The organism is Alcanivorax sp. (assembly GCF_002733835.1).
Lineage (GTDB): Bacteria > Pseudomonadota > Gammaproteobacteria > Pseudomonadales > Alcanivoracaceae > Alcanivorax.
In genome coordinates, this window is sequence record NZ_NVWY01000002.1 from 53,108 (window position 1) to 73,276 (window position 20,169).

Below are 20,169 nucleotides of genomic sequence, written 5' to 3' on the forward strand. Positions count from 1 at the left end.
ACCGCCATGAACCAGAAACGCTCCCGATTTGCGCACAGTTATTGCCCTCCTCCCGATTCATCTCCTTTTAATCTTTTTAAAACAGACACTTAGAAATATGGCACAGGAGTTGCTCTGTTCAGCCTGTCGTTAACCGCCCATGCATGGAGAAGTCATGAGCGATCAAAAGCTGAATCTGTTGAATCTGTCCGCGCCACGCATCCGCCTGTTACATCTGAGCTGGCTGGCGTTTTTTATTACCTTTGTTGTGTGGTTTTCCCATGCGCCATTAATGGGGCATCTACGGGACGCCTTCGACCTTACTCCCGAACAGATAAAGGCGTTGCTGATTCTCAACGTAGCGCTAACCATTCCTGCCCGGGTGGTGATCGGTTCCCTGGTGGATCGCTTCGGCCCGCGCCTGGTGTTTGGCTCGTTGCTGATGATGGCCGCACTCCCCTGCTGGGCGTTTGCCCTTTCCACTAGCTATGAACAGCTGGCAGTGACCCGCCTGTTGATGGGTTTTGTGGGCGCCGGCTTTGTGGTGGGCATCCGCCTGATCAGTGAATGGTTCCCGGCCCGGGAAGTCGGCCTGGCCGAAGGCGTCTATGGCGGCTGGGGTAACTTCGGTTCCGCAGCGGCGGCGATTACCCTGCCCTCCCTGGCGCTGCTTTACGGTGGTGATGACGGCTGGCGCTGGGCCATTGCCACCACTGGCGCGGTGGCCTTTCTCTACGGCATTTTCTTTCTGTGGCGGGCACGCAATACCCCCCAGGGCGCCTCCTACTTCAAGCCGAAGAAAGCCAGTGCCCTGGAAGTCAGCACCAAGAAAGACCTGTTCTTCTACCTGGCCATGAGCCTGCCGCTTTACATCGCATTGCTGGTGATCGTCTGGCGCCTGGGGCCTACCAATCTGAATTTGTTCGGCCAGGCCACACAAATATTTCTGGCGGCCCTGATCATCAGTCTGGCCGGTATTCAGCTGAGCCAGGCCTGGCGGGTAAATCGCGAGCATCTGAAAGAAGGGGTCCCCGAACACGACCGTTACAGCTTCAAGCAGGTGGCGATTCTGGATTTGGCCTATATGGTGACCTTCGGTTCCGAGCTGGCGGTGGTGTCCATGCTGCCCCTGTTCTTTACCGATACTTTTGCGCTGACGGCAGTCACTGGCGGCCTGCTGGCCTCCGGCTACGCCTTCATGAATCTGGTGGCTCGTCCCGGTGGTGGCTGGGTCTCCGACAAGTTCGGGCGCAAGAAATCATTGGCTATTCTGCTCTGCGGCCTGATGGTGGGTTACGGCCTGATGAGCCAGATCGGCAGTAGCTGGCCCATTGCCCTGGCGGTGGTTGCCACCATGTGCTGTTCCTTCTTTGTGCAGGCTGGCGAGGGCGCCGTGTTCGCTACGGTGCCACTGATCAAGCGGCGCCTCACCGGGCAAATTGCCGGCATGGTCGGCGCCTATGGTAATGCCGGTGCCGTGATCTTCCTCACCGTGCTGACCTTTGTAGAACCATCAACCTTCTTCCTGGTGATTGCCGCCAGCGCCGCTGTTGCACTGGCCGCCGTTCAATTCCTGGATGAACCCAAGGGCCATATCGCGGAAATTGATGACCAGGGCGAAGTACAACTGATCGAAGTGGGCTGAGCCTCAAGTGACCGCCGGGCGCGCAGGGACAACAAGCCCGGTTGACCACAAGCACCCGCCACGTTAACGGTACAGGAGCATCAAGATGGACGTGTCCACCGCCTCGGCAACCGACGACCTCAGCCCGATGGAACCCGACCTGCATCCCCGGGTACGTATCGGCCAATTCAGTGACAGCGGCCCCAAGCTGCATAACCAGGACGCCCTGGCCATGCAGATACCGGAAGGCTCACTGATGCGTACCAAGGGCATTGTCGCCGCTCTGGCTGACGGGCTGTCCAGCGCCGGCGCCGCCCGCGAAGCGGCGGAATCCTGCGTTCTGGGCTTTATCAGCGACTATTACGCCACCCCGGCCCTATGGAGCGTGCCCCGCTCCGCCCAACGTGTACTGGAAGCCTTGAACCGCTGGCTTTGTCGCCAGACCCTGGCCGGTGAGAGCCACTTGTGCACGCTGTCCCTGCTCATCCTTCGCTCGCGGACAGCGCACATTTTTCAGGTCGGCGACTCCCGCGTCTGGCGCATGCGCAATAACAAGCTGGAATGCCTGACCCGCGATCACAGCCGCATGATCGGTGCAAATCGGCAGGTGCTGACTCGGGTCATGGGCGGGGATACCCGACTGGACGTGGACTACAGCAGTAGCGATTTGCAGGTGGGCGATATTTATCTTTTGTCCAGCGATGGCGTACACGGCTTCCTGACACGCTCACGGATGCAGGGCATTCTGCGTGGTGCCAGCCAGCCGGAACTGGCCGCCCGTACGCTGGTGGAGGCCGCGCTGGCCAACGGCAGTGACGACAACCTGAGCTGCCAGGTGCTCCGTGTGGAAGGCCTGCCGGATGCCAGCGCCGACGAAACCCTGAAACAGCGCGGCAGTCTGCCGCTACCCCCGCCACTCACACCCGGCATTCGTCTCGATGGCTTTACCGTAAAACGCGAACTCTATGCCAGCGTGCGCAGCCACTTGTACCTGGTGGAAGACCAACACGGCAAACAGTCCGTACTCAAGACCCCCTCCGTCAATCTGGAAGATGATCGCGATGCCCTGGAACGGTTTGTGATGGAGGGCTGGGTGGGCAATCGGTTGCGCAATGCGCACTTGCTCCATGCCCTGCCCATGCCCGACGCACCAAGCTGCCTGTATCAACACCTGGAATTTATCGACGGAGTGACCTTAAAGCAGTGGCTAAAGGAACACCCGGACGCACCGGTTGAAGAGAAACTTTATCTGGCCGACCAGTTACTTAATGGCATTCGCGCCCTGCACCGTGCCGATGTGATTCACGGCGACCTGAAACCGGACAACATCATGGTGGATACCGAGGGGCTGGTTCGCATCGTGGATTTTGGCAGCTGCCATTGCCGGGGCATGGAGCAACACACTGCCAGCATTCCTCTGGGCACTCGGCATTACAGTGCACCGGAGCTGGTGGAAGGTGAAGCGCCCAGCGAGCAGAGCGACCTGTTCTCCACCGCCGTCATTATTCATGAAATGCTCACCGGTGCCCTGCCCTGGCAGGGACGCTATGAAAAAGCCGTGCACCGCCCGCTGCCACCCCTGCAGGGCCACAATGCGTTTATCCCCCTGTGGATCAACAACGTGCTGCAACTGGCGCTGCAACGGCAACCAAAAATGCGCTTCACCGACGCGGCGGAATTCCGTGACGCATTACGCCGCCCGGTACGCAGTAACAAACCGGTGGCCGACAGTAACATTCGGCAATTGAGAATGTGGAAAGGCGCGGTGGTCATTCTTGCGCTGTTGCTGTTGATCAGCGTCACGCTACGCTGACAAGCGACCAGGGAAGGCTGAGCTTGCCGGGTTAAGCACCCGACAAGCGCTATACGGTTAGTCCGTCAGGCTACCCAGAGAGAACGTTTCACCGTTGCTGTGAACTTGCAGGGTATCGCCCTGCTGCTCGGCCCAGTCGACCAGCTGATAAAAGGCTGAGCGCCCAATCAGGGCATTGAGATTATCCCGCACACACAGGTACGGGGAAGGCTCACCGGTTTCGCTGTCAGTATTGACCCAGAGGGGATGGGACGCGCCGGCAACCACATGGCTGCCCACATTGGTGGTGAATACCAGTTTGGTGGTTTCGCCTTCTTTCACCTGCTGCACTTCCGTGGCCACAAAGGGCGCATCGTCCACCTGAATGCGCAGTTTCTCCACCGGGGTAACCAGGAAATAATCATCGTCTTCGCGCAACAAGATGGTGGAAAACAACGCCACCATTCTTTCCCGTTCAATGGGCGATTCCTGATAAAACCAGGTGCCGTCGCGGGCAATGCGCATATCAATATCCGCATGCCGTTCCGGTTTCCACTGATGCACCGGAGGCAGGCCGGTTTCATCTCCGGCGGCTTTTTCCAGTAGTGCCAGCAGCTCTTCGGCCTGTTTCATCGTGGCCCCCGCTGGCCCTTGTTCCCCATGCGAATACCGATTTCGATCAGGAAATCCAGAAAGTCATCCTTGTCGTCAATTTGCTTCTGGTAAAACGGCGATTCCATCAGTGCCACGGCGCCGTGGGCAAATGCCCAGGCGGAGCAGATGTGATACATCGGCGGCACGTCTTCCAATGAGCCTTCTTCCATGCGGGCTTTGACGATATCCGTGAGCCGCGCAAAATTGGCCTCACGAATGCTGTGCAGTTTGGCCACCAGATCAGGCAGGGCATGATCCTTGATCACCTTGTTTTCCAGCCGATCAAACAGCTGGTAACGCTTGGGATCGGAAATGCGGAAGCGAAAATATTCCCGCGCCAGGCGTTCCTTGTTGTCCGCATCGGAAATTTGCTGGAACACGCCGGCCAGGTCCTCCTCATAGCGCAGCATCAGCAGCAGGTAGATTTCGTTCTTGGTTTCGAAATGCTTGTAGATAGTGCCTTTGCCAATACCCACCCGGTCCGCAATCATTTCCACGGTCACCCGGTCTTCGCCTTCTTCCAGAAAAAGGGCCAGAGCGGCATCGAGAATCTCACGTTCTCGCTGACGAAATTCCTGAGCTTTACGCGTGGCTTTTTCCAGATCACCCATCTATTTCTCCTTTCGCCCGGGTATGCGGGCCTAAAGCCGACTGGACAGTCGCAATTCTAACGCATTCCCTTTTTATACGCATATCAGATAGCAACCCGCGGCATTTCGGTAGCGTCTCGCCATGGAAACCTGGCGCCGGTTAGCATAGCGTCATGGTTTTCCGCCACGCATCAGCTCAACCCAGCGCACGGAGGCAACACAACATGGCCAACTCTGACGGGAGCCCCCCGGATATCGCCACCGAATTTGCCCAGCAGGACGGCCTGCTTTACCTCAACCATGCAGCCGTCGCCCCCTGGCCACAACGTACCCAGGACGCGGTAACCGAATTCGCCCGCCAGAACGTGTTCATCGGCGCGCGGGATTATCCTCACTGGTTGAAAGTCGAGCAGCAGCTACGCGAGCGTTTGGCCTGGTTGGTGGGAGGTGTTAGCAGCGAAGAGATCGCCTTGCTCAAGAACACTTCCGAAGGCCTGTCCGTCATTGCCCAGGGCCTGGAATGGCAGGCTGGCGATCAGGTTATCATCAGTGATCAGGAATTCCCGTCCAACCGCATCCCCTGGCAGGCCCTGGCAAACCAGGGGGTGGAAGTGATCGAGGTCAATCTGGAGGGGGACAACCCGGAGCAGAATGTCATTGACGCCATGGGTCCGCGCACCCGCCTGGTGTCTCTTTCCGCCGTCCAGTACGGCACCGGCCTGTTGATGGATATGGCTCCCATCGGCGCCGCCTGCCGTGCCCAAGGCATACTCTTCTGTGTGGACGCCATCCAGATTCTCGGCGCACTGCCGTTCTCAGCAGAGCAGGTAAACGCTGATTTTGTGGTGGCCGACGGCCACAAATGGATGCTCGGCCCGGAAGGGCTCGCCCTGTTCTATTGCCGCCGCGCGGTGCAGGATCAATTGATTCTGCGTCAGCATGGTTGGCATATGGTGGCCGATCCGGGCAATTACACCCGCAAGGACTGGCAGCCCGCCACTACCGCCAAACGCTTCGAATGCGGGAGCCCAAACATGCTCGGTGCCCATGCCCTGAATGCCTCCCTGTCACTGCTGCAGGATACCGGCATGGACGCGGTGGCTGATGCCTTGCAACAGCGGGTGCAATGGCTGATCGAAGGGCTGCAAGACAAAAACGCCACACTGCTCAGCGCTGCGGCCCCTCAGCGACGGGCTGGAATCGTCACCTTCCGCCTGCCCGAAGAAACCCCGGGCGACACCTTCCAGCGCCTGAAAAAGGGCGGCGTGGTATGCGCGGAACGCGGCGGTGGTGTGCGCTTTTCGCCACACTTCTACACTGCCAATTCGGTCATCGACCAGGCTCTGGCCCTGCTGTAAGCTCCAGAACCTCATATGCGCCTCGTCATGGATACCGGAGCCTCACAGATGAACCGACAGCTGGCCTTTTATCAATGGATCTGCCGCCGTTTACAGCGTGATGAGCAGTTCAGTGGCCAGCCCAGCGCGGACCTGGAAAGCCTGCGTACGGTGCTGAAATCCTGTGACGTGCTGTTGGTGGCCGGGCACAGCAGCGTGGACCGCACCTTCAAGGTGATCGGCGATAGCCGCTACGCGCGGGCGGTACTCTACATTGGCCGGCTGCACGACGTAGCCGACCCGGCCCTGCGCGCCCTGTTGGCGGATTACACCCCCTGCGAACCGGATACCCAACTGGTGATTGATGCCCGCCTGGAACGGGGGTTGATCGTGGAGCCGCTGTCCGCACTGGAAGGTCGTCAGATTCGCGTCTGCCGGGCACAGGGCCTGAGTGACAATGAAGCCCAGGATGTACTCCGCTACGCCATCAGCCGCATTGGCGCCGGGGGAGCCCAGTCCTGGGGCGCACTGGCCATGATGACCCTGCTACCCTGGCGCTGGCTACCCCTGCGCTGGCGCACCAGCCTGTTCCGCCGCTGGGCCGGTGAATTGATCAAGGCACTCAGTGGCACCGTCGTCGCCGATGCCTTCAGCTTTGTGCAATTCCCGGTCATGCCGCTGGTGAAGGAAAGCGAGCCCGCCGCCCGCTTGCTCCGGCTGCAACCCCGAGCCATTACTGCTGCGGACTTCGACCACTCGCCCTACTTCGAAATTATCAAGGCGCCCTTCCAGCTGGATGCCATCCCCAAGGGGATTGACGCCCTGCCCTGGAAGGGCAATCAGGGCGCGCTGGCGCCGGAACGTCAGCGCCACCTGTCACTGGTGGAGCCGCCGAACGGACACCACGGATAATAGCGCCAGCAGCCACCAGGGCAAACTGCCACCGCCGCCATCGCTCCCGCCACTGGCAGTGCCGCCACTGGACGCACTGCTGCGCGCTTGGGCCGGCCGGGTGCTTGCCGAGCTATCGTTCGCCGGGTAATCCCCGTTATCGGTCCACACCTGCACGGCCAGGCTATCATCGCCCTGACCGTCCAGAATCAGTTGCTGGGACGCCACTTCACCCGGCGACATATCGCCAAGCCCGCATTGCACCAGGCCGCCCCCGGCACAGTTCTCAGGCAGTGACACCGGACTCCACCCGGACGGCAAGGTAAAGCCAACCCGCACCCGCGCCGCTGCCTGATGGGTCGCCGCATTGGTGACCTGGGCATTGACCCGCACCAGGCCATCATTGCCCCGCTGCGTGGTCAGGCTGAGTACCACATCCGGCTCATTGCTGAAGACCAACTTGAAGCTTTCGCCCAGGCCGGCGAAATAGTCATGGGACACACTGCTAATCGGCTCAACGCGAACCTCATCCACCCAGCGGCCACTGGCACTGAGAACGACACTGTAAGTCTCGGTTTGCTGGCCAAGCGTCAGATCCGTGCTGCCACGGCAATCTGTATAGCCACTGCGCTTTACACAAGCCAACCCGGGAACACGTACCGTGAGCCCGTTCTTGTGCGTGACTCGCAGGCCCACATTATTGGCCCGGGTCTGCTGGCTGGTGTTGGTAATACCGGTACGCAGCGTGGTGGCAGCCCCTGGGCTGCTGTAGGTATCAGAGGTGGCGCCCGTCAGGGCAAGATCCACAAGGCTGCCCGAGGTGGTTTGTTCCAGCCAGGTCAGATAACGGTCCACACGGGTATAAACTGCCGGCACGCCGGCGGTGGCACACTGCTCATGGCCGTAGCTGGTAACCCCGACCAGCCATTGCTGCCCCGGCTCGCCGTACACCAAAGGCCCGCCACTATCACCCCGACAGGAATCCTGGGCGACACCCCGGGGGTTCATTTCACCCGCACAAATCTGGTTACCGCTCAGGTTGCTCCACTGGCTGGCGCAATAGCCGCTGGACACGTAGTCCACACGGGCTTCGCGCAGAGAATTGGAAAGGCCATTGCCGCTGGGAGAGGTGGAGCCCCACCCCATTATCTGCAGGGCTTCGTCGCTACTGCCCCTGGTCAGCGCAGACACGGTCTGCGGTTTGGCCAGGTCCAGTGGCGTGGCGGTGCTGTCTGAGGCCAGCTGCAACAGCGCCAGATCATTGTGGAAAGTGACAGCACGGTAATCCGGGTGCACCCGCACCGAGGACACCGCCAGGCGCTCCGGCGGGCTAGCGGTTGTGCGATCCAGGCTCCCCAGGGCCACAAACAATTGCCCCGCCTGCAAGGTCGCACCGCTGGAGGTCACCACACAGTGTGCGGCCGTCAGCACCCAGCCGGGCGCAATCAAGGTTCCGCCACACAGCGTGGCAGCGTAGGCAGGGTTTCCGGATCGACTGATTTCCACTTCGGCCATCCACGGCCGGATTGTTGCTACGTCCTGTCCCCCGATAATGCGAGGTTGAGCGTCAAGCGCCGATACCGTTTGAGCCAGGCCCATCCCCAGCATCAGGGCGAACATCAAACGATACATAAGATTACCTTTCGTTAGCATTACGTTACGGAGCGCATACTAACTAAGGTTTTCGGCGTAATCCTGTGACCCAGTTCTGATATTACAATGGTGGCACATTCGTACCTGAAGACGCTGAAAAATGACCACCAAGTCCCGTCATTTTCCGCCCACTTTTGCCACTTTTAGCGACAAAGCTCATCAAATTGCAATCAATTACAGTGCATTTAAATCATCTAAAATTTACTTTATATAAAGTAAACATTTTACACTTCTTATGTTTCTTTACGGCCTGACTGATCCGTCATCCTGACCCCATCATCCTCATCATCGCCAGGCTCCGGTAACGCCCTGCGTGCTTTGGCGCCCAGATCCTTCAATTGCTGGGCCTGGCGGTAAAGATTGCCGCGGCCACTGCTGAGACGTTTGAAGGTGGTGTCCCATGCCGTCTGGGCCTTGCCGATCTTGTCACCCAGATCGTCCATGGATTCCCCGATCAGCGACACCTGGTCACAGATTTTCCCGGCACGATCGGCAATATCCAGCGCATTGCGGTTCTGGTATTCGTAACGCCAGATATTCTGGATGGTGCGCAGGGTCACCAGTAGCGTGGTCGGGCTGACCAGGACAATGTTGCGGGCAAAGGCATCCGTATAGAGGCTGGAATCCTGCTCCATCGCCACCATGAAAGCCCCTTCGATGGGAATAAAGAGCAGCACGAAATCCAGGCTGCGGATCCCTTCAAGGCCACTGTAATCCTTGGTGTCCAGGCCCTTGATATGGCTGCGCAGTGAGGTCAGGTGATCTCGTAATGCCTGTTCGCGCTCCTCTGACGTAGACGCCGCAGACAGCCGCTCATAGGCAACCAGAGACACTTTCGCATCAATCACCACATCCTTGTTTTCCGGCAGGTGAACGATGGCATCGGGCAGGCGACGCTGGCCGCTCTCGTCCTTCAGGGTGACCTGGGTTTCGTATTCACGGCCCCGGGTCAGGCCGGAAGACTCCAGCACCCGCTCCAGAATCATTTCACCCCAGTTACCCTGGGTCTTGGCCTGCCCTTTCAACGCATCGGTCAGGTTGCGGGCGTCTTCGTGCATCTGCTGGTTCAGGCTTTTCAGGTGGCCCAGCTGTTCGATCAGGGACGCCTGGGCGCGGGTCTCGTCACTGTGAATCTGGTCCACCCGGCGACGGAAATCCGCCAGCTGCTCACGAAACGGCTTGAGCATGCCATCCAGGCCCTGTTGGTGCTGCTCCTGCAGCTGCTTGCCGCGCTGCTCAAGCACCTTCCCTGACAGGTTTTCAAACTCCTGTTTCAGCTGGTTGCGGCTTTGCTCGGAAAAGGCCAGTTTCTCCTGCTGGCCAGCCAGACGTTCTTCCAGCCGCGCTTTCTCGGACCCCAACTGTTGCAACTGCGCGTCGCTGTCCCGTTGACGCTGTTGCTGCTCTTGCAGCTGCTGCTTGAGCAACGGCACCTGGGCCAAGGGCTCGCTCAAGGCCTGCTTTTCCGCCAACAGCGCCGCCTCGCGAACCGCCGCCCGGCGCCGCTCGATCAGCACAGCCAACAGTGCCGCCACGGCTCCACCACATAGCGCTGCCAGCGCCATCATTGCATACAGATTCATGCCTGCGCCTTGTTAAACAGGGAAAAGAAATTATCCGCGGTGGCCTTGGCCAGCTCCGCCACACTGCCCCCCTGAAGCTCGGCGACGCATTCAGCCACATGCGCCACGTAACGCGGTTCATTGGGCTTGCCACGGAACGGCACCGGCGCCAGCCAGGGCGAGTCGGTTTCAATCAGCAGCCGCTCCAGCGGCAGCTGCTTCACGGTGTCGCGCAGGGCCTGGGCATTGCGGAAGGTCACAATGCCGGAGATGGAAATATAAAAACCCAACTCAATGGCCTGCAGGGCCATGTCCAGATCCTCGGTGAAACAGTGCAACACCCCGCGCACCTGACCACCACCATGCTCACGCAACAACGCCAGCGTGTCTTCCTTGGCGCCACGGGTATGCACAACCAACGGCAGGCCGGTTTCCCGGGCCGCCTGAATATGGGCCACAAAGTAGCGTTGTTGCCACTCACGCTCTTCCCTGGCGTAAAAGTAATCCAGCCCGGTCTCGCCAATCGCCACCACCTTGGGGTGCCCGGCCCGCTCCACCAATTCGCCAGGTTGTGGCTCGCGGGATTCCTTGTAGAGAGGATGCACGCCAACGCTGGCAAACACGTTCTCATACTGCTCGGCCAGTGCCTGCACCTGCGGGAAGCTTTCCAGATCCACACCGATACACAGCATATGGCTGACCCCCGCCTGCGCCGTGGCCGCCATCATCGTCTCGAAATCGCCACCATGGGCGTCAAGATTCAGGCGATCCAGATGGCAATGGGAATCCACAAAAGGGGTAGCAGACATGGAACACTCCGAGGTTAAAAACGCTGGCATTGTAGAGCAGATAGGCAACAGGCGACACGCCGCACGTGGGCACGCTTGATGCCAGACGCCGGATGCTAAACGCAAAAGCGGCAATACCTTGGGGTATTGCCGCTTTAAAACTGAATGACTCAACGCCGGGATTTAGCTTCTAGCTTCTAGCTTCTAGCTTCTAGCTTCTAGCTTCTAGCTTCTAGCTTCTAGCTTCTAGCTTCTAGCGTCCGGCGTCCGGCGTCCGGCGTCCGGCGTCCGGCGTCCGGCGTCCGGCGTTCTACATCGTATGCGTCGGTCGATCCGATTCCAGCGAGCCTGCCAGGTGATTTTCGATGGTGACGCGGGCAGTGTCATCCTGGTCAGAGAACTGCACGCCGATCCCGGCACTACGGTTACCTTGAGCGCCTTTGGGCGTGATCCAGATCACCTTGCCCGCCACCGGAATCTTGTCGGCTTCGTCCATGATATTGAGCAGCAGGAAGATTTCTTCTCCCAGCTTGTATTGCTTTTCGGTGGGAATAAACAGGCCGCCATTGGTAATGAAAGGCATGTAGGCCGAGTACAGCACCGCTTTGTCTTTGATGGAAAGCGACAGAATGCCACTACGACCGCCGGGCATTTTCATGAGCGAGCCTCTTACGAAATTATTATTAATCTTTGAACAGCCGGCTCAAGGTTAGTGCGCTGCTGCCGCAGCGTCAACGCCCACCAGCACCAGCAACCACTGCTCGTACAGCAATTCCTTGTTGGGGTTGGCCCCGGACAGCAAGGCGCGGCGCCCTTCCAGCACCCGCTGGGCAGCCCGCAACAAACGCGCCGGTGGCACCGCCTTGCTGAGTCGCTCCAGCAGTGGAGCCAGGGATGCGTCGGCGCTCTGCTGGCCGGAGAAGCGCTGATTCAAACAGCGTGACAACCAGCCATAAATCACCCCGGCCATCTCGGTAGGGTCATGCTTGGCGAGCACCGGCGACGCTTGCGCCACCGACTGGCGCCCTTCTGCCACGCTGACCAGGGTATCGAGCAAACGGGCCCGGTCGCCAAACCAGTCCGCCTGCTCCAGTGCCAGCGCCTGTAGCGGCGCGCCCTGGGCGGCATCCAGTAACGAGGCAGCGCTCTCGCCCACCTGGCTCTGCAACCACTGCAGCGCCTGGTCATGCTCCGGTAACGGCAAGGTGCGCTGCTGGCAACGGCTGCGAATGGTCGGCAACAACAGCGTCGGCTGATCACTGACCAGCAGCAACAGGGTCTGCGCGCCCGGCTCTTCCAGGGTTTTCAGCAAGGCATTCTGGGCATTGCGGTTGAGCGCTTCCGCCGGATACACAATGGCAACCCGGTAACCACTGTACTGAGCGGTGCGGGTGGCAAACGCCACCAGCTTGCGGACCTGGTCAATCTTGATGGTTTTGCTTTTTTCTTCCGGGCTGAGGCGGTGCAGATCGGGGTGAGTACCGGCGGTGCTGAGCTGACACCCCTGACAGTGGCCACAGGGCAGCCCTGCGGAAGGTTTCTCGCAAAGCAGGGTCTGGGCCAGGGATTCGGCCAAGCGCAGCTTGCCGATGCCTTTGGCACCGGTCAGCAGCAAAGCATGGGGCAGCCGCCCCTGGGCGTGCTGGTCAAGCAACTGCGCCATGACCTCGCCATGCCAGGGGCACGGTGCCTGAACTTTTGCGCCGGTTACGGCCATGCCAGCATCTCCTCGACTATCGCGGCCAGCTGCTGCTGTACCGACCCCAACGGCTGCCCCGCATCCACGGTGCGGAACCGACCGGGCTCCTGGGCTGCACGGGCCAGATAACACTGGCGGATACGTTCAAAAAAAGCCCGGTCTTCCTGTTCGATGCGATCCAGAGCGGCACGTTTGCCGGCACGTGCCATGCCCACATCTACCGGCACATCAAACAGTACGGTCATGTCCGGGCGGGTGTCGCGAATGACCAGGCTTTCCAGGTCGGCAATGGCTGCGCTGTCCAGCCCTCGCCCTGCCCCCTGGTAAGCCCAGGTGGCGTCCACAAAACGATCACACAGCACCCATTCGCCACGGGCCAGTGCCGGACGAATCTTCTGCTCCAGGTGCTGCGCGCGGGCGGCGAACACCAGCAGCAACTCCGTATCATCCGCCATAGGTTCATCACCGGGCGCCAACAGTACACCACGGATCGATTCCGCCAAGGCGGTGCCGCCGGGTTCGCGGCTCACTGTCACCGTCTTGCCGGCGGCTCTGAGAGCGTCGGCCAGCCATTCCAGATTGCTGCTTTTGCCCGCGCCCTCGCCGCCTTCCAGGGTGATGAAACGGCCACTCATTGTCCGCCTCCGGGTGAAGAACGGTAGCCTTCACGGCGTTGCAGCTGATACTCACGCACGGCTTTGCGGTGCTGGGCCAGGGTTTTGGAAAAAGAATGGCTGCCATCACCACGGGCCACGAAATACAGGGACTCGGTTTTCCCCGGGTTCACCGCCGCCAGAATGGCTTCCCGGCCGGGCATGGCGATAGGAGTGGGCGGCAACCCGCTGATCACGTAGGTATTGTAAGGGGTAGCGCGACGCAGATCGGAGCGGCGAATATTTCCGTCATAGGCCTCCCCCATGCCGTAGATCACCGTCGGGTCGGTTTGCAGGCGCATGCCCTTGTTCAAACGATTGGTAAAAACGCCGGCAATTTCCGGACGCTCTTCCGGCACGCCGGTTTCCCTTTCCACGATAGACGCCATGATCAGCGCTTCGTATGGGGTGTCGTAGGGCAAATCCTTGGCCCGCTGCTGCCAGGCAGCGTCGAGAATACTTTCCTGGCGCGCCAGTGCCCGGGCCAGAATGGTCAGGTCTGAGGTGCCACGGGTATAAAAATAGGTTTCTGGCGCAAACCATCCCTCCGGGTGGCGGTCCGGGCGCCCCAGCTCCGCCATCACTTGCTCGTCGGTCAACTCTTTCAGGCGGTGACTCAAGGTCTCCTGGGAGGCCAGCCGGGCACGTAATTCGCGGAAGTTCCAGCCTTCCACCAGGGTCAGGCTGCGTTGCAGCACATCACCCCGATCGATTTTCTCCAGCAGAGACAACAACGAGTCGCCCGGCTTGAGCTGATACTCACCCACATGCATACGGCCGTCCATGCCAGTGAAAGCGGAATAGATTCGCGCTCCCACCCGGCGGAAACGGGCTTCCAGGCCCTCACCCAGGATGCCCTCCTCTTTGAGGTTATACAGCACACGGCTCAAGCCGGCGCCCCGGGGCACTTCCACCGTTAATGCTTCAGAAACCGGTAATGGGCGGTGTAGATAACTGCTGACCCAGGCCCCCGCCACAGGTACAGCGACTACCAGCAAGACAACCAGCAGTCCAAAAATACGGATTTTTTTGCGCATAGTGCGGTTATTAGACCTTCAGTGAGCCGGCCAAAAAGGTTTCTGTCGACTGTTGCAGTTCCCGGACCGATGCCAGCACCGGCCAATGCCATTGCGCCAGTTTACGCACCGGGAGCACGCCGACAACACTGTTACACAGAAACAGTCCATCGGCTGTGCGCAGCTGTGACAGTGGCCGCAGATCACAGACCACTTTCTCGCCGCGTTGCAGCAATGTCTCGTGCAAGTGCGCCCGCATCACACCGGCCACACCAGCTCCGGCAGCATCCAGATCCGGCATCCACCAGTGATTGGCAAAGCGGGCAAAGAGATTCATGGAAGTGGCTTCCAGAGGCTGCCTGCGGGTACTGAGCAGCAACCCTTCGTCCCAACCCTGCCGTGCCACTTCCCGGCGTGCCATGACCTGTGGAAGACGGTTCAGATGCTTGAATCCGGCCAGCAGGTCAGGATACAGCGGAGCCTGGCAAAGTCCCAGCACCAGGCCTTCGCGGCGATGGCGTTCAGGCCAGACGGGCAAGCCGCCGCTCTGCCACACAACCGTGGGCTGAGCGGGTACCGGGGGCAAATATCCCCGACCGCCGACACCGCGGGTGACCGTGAGCTTTACCACCCCGGCCTCACCGCCAAGCGCAGCAACGCCCTCGTTAAGGGCAGCGTCCAGTCGGGATTCATCGGGCAGCGCAATGCCCAGTGCTCGCAGCCCACCAACCAGGCGGGCACGATGCCGCGGCCACAAGGGCTGTTCACCGGAGGCGGCCACGCGCACGGTTTCGAACACACCGTCTCCGTAGGCGAAACCGCGGTCACGGGGATTCAGTGGCATTACACCTTCTTGAACAGCAAGGTGCCGTTGGTGCCACCGAAACCGAACGAGTTGGACAGCGCGTAGTTGATGGTACATTCCTGCGCCTGGTTCGCCACGAAGTTCAGATCGCAGCCTTCGTCCGGGTTATCCAGATTGATGGTGGGCGGTGCCACTGAGTCGCGTATGGCAAGAATGGAGAAAATCGCCTCCACTGCACCCGCCGCACCCAGCAGGTGCCCGATCATGGATTTGGTGGAGCTGACCGCCAGATTATGGGCATGGTCGCCAAACAGAGTTTTCACTGCCATGGCTTCCGCCACATCCCCCATTTGCGTGGAGGTGCCGTGGGCATTGATGTAATCCACCTGGGTCGGCTCGACACCGGCATTGCGAAGCGCATTGCGCATGGCCCGCATGGCGCCGTCGCCACCTTCCGCCGGGGAGGTGATATGGTAGGCATCATCACTCATGCCAAACCCTGCCAGCTCGGCATAAATCGTGGCGCCACGGGCCTTGGCGTGCTCGTATTCTTCCAGCACCACCGCGCCGGCACCATCGGCCAGCACGAAGCCATCCCGATCCTTGTCCCAAGGGCGACTGGCGGCTTGCGGGTCATCGTTGCGAGTGGATAGCGCGCGGGCGGCGGCGAAACCGCCCAGCCCCAGCGGCGAAGAGCCTTTCTCGGCACCGCCGGCAACCATCACGTCCGCTTGCCCCAGCACAATCTGCTGAGCAGCAAAGCCAATATTATGGGTGCCAGTGGTGCATGCCGTTACCGTGGCAAAGTTGGGACCTTTCATGCCGTACATGATCGCCAGATTGCCCGCGATCATGTTGATAATCGTGCCCGGAACAAAGAACGGTGACAGCTTGCGGGGGCCGGAATCGAGCAGCTTTCGGTGGTTGTCTTCGATATTGGTGAGGCCACCGATACCGGAGCCGATCGCCGCCCCTACACGCTCGGCATCTTCCTTTTCCATATCCAGGCCCGCATCGCGTACGGCCTGGATGGCTGCTACCAGCCCGTACTGAACAAAGACGTCCATTTTGCGAGCGTCTTTGGGAGACAGGTACTCGGAAATATCAAAGTCAGGCACCAGGCCAGCGAAACGGGTAGCAAAGGGCTCCGTATCAAAGTGCTCGATATTGCGAATGCCACTCTTGCCCGCCTTGATACCTTCCCAGGTAGAAGCCACATCCACTCCCAGCGGCGTGAGCATTCCCAACCCTGTAATAACGACTCGACGTGACGTCACCCGATTACCTCCCAATCCATTATTTGAGGCCATTTAAAGACCTTAATGCGACAAGATTACTACAAGCCAACCCACAACTGGTCGCCGTAATGTAAGAAAACGTCACTTGCCGCCGCAAATATTCTGGCCACAAAAAAGCCGCAAGCTCATCGAACCTGCGGCTTTTCTGTTATTCGAACAACCGAACTCAGCTGTGCGCTTTGATGTAATCCACAGCGGATTGGACGGTGCTGATTTTCTCAGCTTCCTCGTCCGGAATTTCGGTTTCAAATTCTTCTTCCAGGGCCATCACCAGCTCAACGGTGTCCAGGGAGTCTGCACCCAGATCTTCAACGAAGGACGCTTCTGATTTTACGTCTTCCGGTTTAACACCCAGTTGCTCAACGATGATTTTGTTTACGCGTTCTTCGATGCTGCTCATGATCGTATTACTCTCCTGATTAATGGTGTGCTAGCACCTGTCAGCGGCTATTCTAGGTGAACGCTGTTTGCGCTTGCAAGCCGACTGGACCGATGCCTTTCCTTGAAGTTTTTCCAAATATTTTCTTCTGCGAAAACAGTCAATTAGACAGCTTTCCCAGAAACGTTCGGATGCCCATTTTTTGAGCTACCCGGTAAACATACCCCCATTGACGTGCAAAGTGGTTCCGGTTACGTAACCACCTCCATCACTGGCCAGCCAGGCGACAGCACTGGCAATCTCCGCCGGCTGCCCCAGGCGCCCCAGGGGAATCCCCTGCAAAAGCGCCTCTTTCTGGGCTTCCGGCAAAGCCTCTGTCATGTCCGTCTGGATAAAGCCCGGCGCAACAGAATTCACCGTGATGTTACGTGAGCCAAGCTCGCGAGCCAACGCCCGGGAGAAACCTTCCACACCGCCTTTGGCGGCCGCATAGTTGGCTTGCCCGGCGTTACCCATGGTACCGACCACCGAACTGATATTAATGATCCGGCCCCAACGCGCCTTGGTCATGCCCTTCAAGCATGCCTTGCTAACGCGATAAAGGGAATTCAGGTTGGTATTGATGACATCTTCCCACTCATCTTCTTTCATCCGAAGCATGATGTTGTCGCGGGTAATACCGGCGTTATTCACCAGTACCAGGGGAGCACCGAACTCGTCATTAATGCTCTTGATCGTCGCGTCCACCGATTCCTTGTCCGCGACATTGAGCACCTTGCCGGCACCGTTTTCGCCCAGTGCATCGCCAATGGCAGCGGCCCCTTTATCTGTGGTGGCCGTGCCGATAACGAAGAAACCGTCGGCAATCAGCTGTTCGGCAATCGCCCGGCCAATCCCCCGGCTTGCACCAGTGACCAGCGCCACTTTCTTTTCCGACATTCTTATTCTCCTTGCAGGGCCGCCGTGAAAGCCGCCTCTGTTTCCAGCGGACGAGCCGCCAAATCACGATCAATGCGCTTCACCAGCCCGCACAGCACCTTGCCCGGACCACACTCATAGAGATGCCCAACACCCTGCTCTTTCAGTGCCTGGATGGTTTCCACCCAGCGTACCGGCGAATAGAGCTGGCGAATCAACGCATCACGAATTTTCTCCGGATCCGTTTCCATGGCCACGTCCACATTGTTGATCACGGGCATTTCCGCCGCATGAAAACGCGTGCCGCTCAAGGTCTCGGCCAGCTGTTCCGCCGCCGGTTTCATCAACGCGCAGTGAGATGGCACGCTCACCGGCAGCGCCATGGCGCGCTTCGCTCCGGCCTCTTTACAGGCCGCAATAGCTCGCTCTACCGCGTCCGCAGAACCCGCAATCACCACCTGACCGGGGGCATTGAAATTGACTGCTTCAACCACGCCGCCCTGTGCAGCCTGCGCACAGGCAGAACGGACCTGTTCATCATCCAGGCCCAGGATAGCGGCCATGCTGCCCTCACCCTGCCCTACGGCCTGCTGCATCAGCTGGCCACGGGTGCGAACCAACCGCACAGCATCACCCAGATTAACCACACCCGCGCAGGTCAGGGCGGTGTATTCACCCAGGCTATGCCCGGCCAACACATCCGGCCGCGGACCACCACTTTGTTCCCACAACCGCCACAGGGCGACACCGGCTGTCAGCAGCAGCGGCTGGGTAATTTCAGTCTGGTTCAGTGCCTCTTTCGGCCCCTCCTGGGCCAGCGCCCAGAGATCCTGGTCCAGTGCACCGGAGGCTTCCTGAAAGGTCTGCTTCACTGCTGGGCGTTCGGCAAACTCACTCAGCATCCCCAGACTCTGAGAGCCCTGACCGGGAAAAATAAAGGCTGTCTTCGACATTCAACATCCCCTTGAAAATAGACAGGAATAGGCAGGCCGCAGTATGCCGGCTTTCGCTTTCGCTGTCCGGTCGGGCCTGAAACAAAGTATGAACAGCATCGAGGCCAGCCGACCCCGACACAGGATTTCAGTCGGTGCTGGCCTGGCCCAGTGCATCACTGATCAGAGAAGGCACATTGCGCCGGGCTTCCAGTTGCGCCACTTCCAGCGCGCAGGCAAAGCCTTCCTTGCTGGTACCACCGTGGCTTTTCACCACCACTCCGCGCAGACCAACCAGGCTGGCGCCGTTATAGTGGTCCGGGTCCATACGCTTTTTCAGCCCGATCAGAACCGGCAAGGCAAACAGACCACACAGTTTACGCAACCAGGATTGCTTGATTTCTTCGCGCAACATGTTGCCGATCATTTTCGCCACGCCTTCCATGGTTTTCAGCGAAACATTACCGACAAAGCCGTCACAGACCACCACATCGGCTTCGCCGGCAAAAATGCCATTCCCTTCCACGAAGCCCACATAGTTCAGGTCGCCGGCTTCACGCAACAGGCCCGCCGCTTCCTTGATCTGCTCATTGCCCTTGATATCTTCCTCACCAATGTTGAGTAGCGCGACCCGGGGATGCTCCACCCCATCGACGGCACGCACGACCGCCTGCCCCATCAGGGCGAATTGCAACAGGTGGACGGGTTCGGAATCCACATTGGCACCCAGATCGAGCATGTGACAGTGGCCATTGGCCGTGGGAATCGCCGTGCAGATAGCAGGCCGGTCTACCCCTGGCAGAGTTTTCAGCACAAAGCGGCTCACCGCCATCAGGGCACCGGTGTTACCGGCACTGACTGCCGCCTGGGCCCGCCCTTCCTTGACCATATTAATGGCCACGCGCATTGATGAGTCTTTCTTCTGCCGCAGAGCCACGGCAACCGGGTCATCCATGGCCACCACTTCAGAAGCAGGCTGGACGGTAATACGGGGATGGTCAGCGATACTGGCCTGGGACAAGGCGTCAGCCAGCGGCTCGGGCTGGCCGACCAGGATAATGTGCATGTGCGCATGGCGAGACAGCATGGCTGCCACTGCGGGCACTGTTACGGACAAGCCGTGATCGCCCCCCATGGCATCCACTGCTAACGTCACAACCGGCATGGGCTGCTTCCTTTATTCAAATTTGGGGGCATTCTGACAAAAAACGCCTGGCGGCGACATGCTCCCCGCATTCAATCACAAATCCACTTACAAAAAATCCTCCCGAAGGAGGATTTCAGTGTGCCGCACAAACCGGCCTTTCACTGCACAGAGACAGCATTCAGCCAGCAGGGCACAAAAAAACGGGAGCCGCAGCTCCCGTTTTCATACAACTTATTCGTCGTCAGATTCGCCCTGACTGATCACCTGACGGCCGCGGTACATGCCATCCGGAGAAATGTGGTGACGACGGTGCACTTCACCAGTGTTGGTGTCTTCAGTCAGCGCAGCGGCGGGCAGCGCGTCGTGAGAGCGGCGCATGCCGCGCTTGGAACGGGTTTTACGGTTCTTTTGAACAGCCATTTCGAGCTCCTCGGGCGTTTATTCAGCCTGAA

At 59.4% G+C, this 20,169-nt stretch carries 20 protein-coding genes; 4 read left to right on the plus strand and 16 right to left on the minus strand.

Going from position 1 to position 20,169, the window contains the following annotated elements; translation table 11 throughout:
- The first annotated feature begins 154 nt into the window (after positions 1 to 154).
- Both COA55_RS01535 and COA55_RS01540 read left to right on the plus strand, forming a co-directional pair.
- On the plus strand, positions 155 to 1,624 hold the full coding sequence (locus COA55_RS01535; RefSeq protein WP_290500287.1) for a NarK family nitrate/nitrite MFS transporter: 1,470 nt from the start codon (positions 155 to 157) through the stop codon (positions 1,622 to 1,624).
- An 85-nt stretch (positions 1,625 to 1,709) separates the two neighbouring features.
- Positions 1,710 to 3,416 carry a bifunctional protein-serine/threonine kinase/phosphatase gene (locus tag COA55_RS01540; protein WP_290500288.1) on the plus strand — a complete coding sequence of 569 codons (1,707 nt, stop codon included), beginning with the start codon at positions 1,710 to 1,712 and terminating at the stop codon, positions 3,414 to 3,416.
- 57 nt (positions 3,417 to 3,473) lie between these two features.
- Here the strand turns inward: COA55_RS01540 and COA55_RS01545 are convergent, their stop codons facing one another.
- Entirely contained in the window at positions 3,474 to 4,028 is a 555-nt protein-coding gene (locus tag COA55_RS01545; protein WP_063521374.1) for a DUF1285 domain-containing protein, read from the minus strand.
- Positions 4,025 to 4,660, minus strand: a complete 636-nt coding sequence (locus COA55_RS01550; protein ID WP_290500289.1) for a TetR/AcrR family transcriptional regulator — start codon at positions 4,658 to 4,660, stop codon at positions 4,025 to 4,027. The genes COA55_RS01545 and COA55_RS01550 overlap by 4 nt, the downstream gene beginning before the upstream one ends.
- Positions 4,661 to 4,863: 203 nt before the next feature.
- Between COA55_RS01550 and COA55_RS01555 the strand changes: the two genes are divergently transcribed.
- Positions 4,864 to 5,997 carry an aminotransferase class V-fold PLP-dependent enzyme gene (locus COA55_RS01555; RefSeq protein WP_290500290.1) on the plus strand — a complete coding sequence of 378 codons (1,134 nt, stop codon included), beginning with the start codon at positions 4,864 to 4,866 and terminating at the stop codon, positions 5,995 to 5,997.
- A 48-nt stretch (positions 5,998 to 6,045) separates the two neighbouring features.
- Positions 6,046 to 6,888: a hypothetical protein gene (locus tag COA55_RS01560; protein WP_063521294.1), complete on the plus strand. Its 843-nt coding sequence runs from the start codon at positions 6,046 to 6,048 to the stop codon at positions 6,886 to 6,888.
- On the opposite strand, the gene COA55_RS01565 is transcribed toward COA55_RS01560, so the two are convergent.
- The 14 genes from COA55_RS01565 to rpmF all read right to left on the minus strand — a co-directional run bounded on the left by COA55_RS01565 (position 6,853) and on the right by rpmF (position 20,137).
- Complete coding sequence (locus COA55_RS01565) at positions 6,853 to 8,499, minus strand: serine protease (RefSeq protein ID WP_290500292.1); 1,647 nt, start codon at positions 8,497 to 8,499, stop codon at positions 6,853 to 6,855. The genes COA55_RS01560 and COA55_RS01565 overlap by 36 nt on opposite strands.
- Positions 8,500 to 8,753: 254 nt before the next feature.
- The gene (locus tag COA55_RS01570) at positions 8,754 to 10,103 is read right to left on the minus strand and encodes a DNA recombination protein RmuC (protein WP_290500293.1); all 1,350 of its coding nucleotides are present in this window, start codon (positions 10,101 to 10,103) and stop codon (positions 8,754 to 8,756) included.
- Positions 10,100 to 10,891, minus strand: coding sequence for a TatD family hydrolase (locus tag COA55_RS01575; RefSeq protein WP_290500295.1), 792 nt, complete (start codon positions 10,889 to 10,891; stop codon positions 10,100 to 10,102). The genes COA55_RS01570 and COA55_RS01575 overlap by 4 nt, the downstream gene beginning before the upstream one ends.
- Positions 10,892 to 11,180: 289 nt before the next feature.
- Positions 11,181 to 11,528, minus strand: coding sequence for a PilZ domain-containing protein (locus COA55_RS01580; RefSeq protein WP_007148593.1), 348 nt, complete (start codon positions 11,526 to 11,528; stop codon positions 11,181 to 11,183).
- Positions 11,529 to 11,579: 51 nt separating this feature from the next.
- Positions 11,580 to 12,587, minus strand: coding sequence for a DNA polymerase III subunit delta' (locus COA55_RS01585; RefSeq protein ID WP_290500296.1), 1,008 nt, complete (start codon positions 12,585 to 12,587; stop codon positions 11,580 to 11,582).
- Positions 12,578 to 13,204 (minus strand): dTMP kinase, encoded by a 627-nt coding sequence (gene tmk, locus COA55_RS01590; RefSeq protein WP_290500297.1) that lies wholly within the window; start codon positions 13,202 to 13,204, stop codon positions 12,578 to 12,580. The genes COA55_RS01585 and tmk overlap by 10 nt, the downstream gene beginning before the upstream one ends.
- Complete coding sequence (gene mltG / locus COA55_RS01595; RefSeq protein ID WP_290500299.1) at positions 13,201 to 14,259, minus strand: endolytic transglycosylase MltG; 1,059 nt, start codon at positions 14,257 to 14,259, stop codon at positions 13,201 to 13,203. Before mltG ends, tmk begins: the two co-directional genes overlap by 4 nt.
- A 10-nt stretch (positions 14,260 to 14,269) precedes the next feature.
- The gene (gene pabC, locus COA55_RS01600) at positions 14,270 to 15,082 is read right to left on the minus strand and encodes an aminodeoxychorismate lyase (protein ID WP_290500300.1); all 813 of its coding nucleotides are present in this window, start codon (positions 15,080 to 15,082) and stop codon (positions 14,270 to 14,272) included.
- A complete protein-coding gene (gene fabF, locus COA55_RS01605; RefSeq protein ID WP_290500302.1) occupies positions 15,082 to 16,320 on the minus strand; it encodes a beta-ketoacyl-ACP synthase II in 1,239 nt (412 codons plus the stop codon). The genes pabC and fabF overlap by 1 nt, the downstream gene beginning before the upstream one ends.
- Before the next feature lie 187 nt (positions 16,321 to 16,507).
- Positions 16,508 to 16,741, minus strand: coding sequence for an acyl carrier protein (gene acpP / locus COA55_RS01610; protein ID WP_007149764.1), 234 nt, complete (start codon positions 16,739 to 16,741; stop codon positions 16,508 to 16,510).
- 186 nt (positions 16,742 to 16,927) lie between these two features.
- Entirely contained in the window at positions 16,928 to 17,659 is a 732-nt protein-coding gene (gene fabG / locus COA55_RS01615; RefSeq protein WP_063519207.1) for a 3-oxoacyl-ACP reductase FabG, read from the minus strand.
- A 2-nt stretch (positions 17,660 to 17,661) separates the two neighbouring features.
- Positions 17,662 to 18,591, minus strand: coding sequence for an ACP S-malonyltransferase (gene fabD, locus COA55_RS01620; protein WP_290500303.1), 930 nt, complete (start codon positions 18,589 to 18,591; stop codon positions 17,662 to 17,664).
- Positions 18,592 to 18,718: 127 nt separating this feature from the next.
- Positions 18,719 to 19,735, minus strand: coding sequence for a phosphate acyltransferase PlsX (gene plsX, locus COA55_RS01625; RefSeq protein ID WP_063521667.1), 1,017 nt, complete (start codon positions 19,733 to 19,735; stop codon positions 18,719 to 18,721).
- 213 nt (positions 19,736 to 19,948) lie between these two features.
- Entirely contained in the window at positions 19,949 to 20,137 is a 189-nt protein-coding gene (gene rpmF / locus COA55_RS01630; RefSeq protein WP_007151009.1) for a 50S ribosomal protein L32, read from the minus strand.
- Between the last annotated feature and the right edge of the window lie 32 nt (positions 20,138 to 20,169).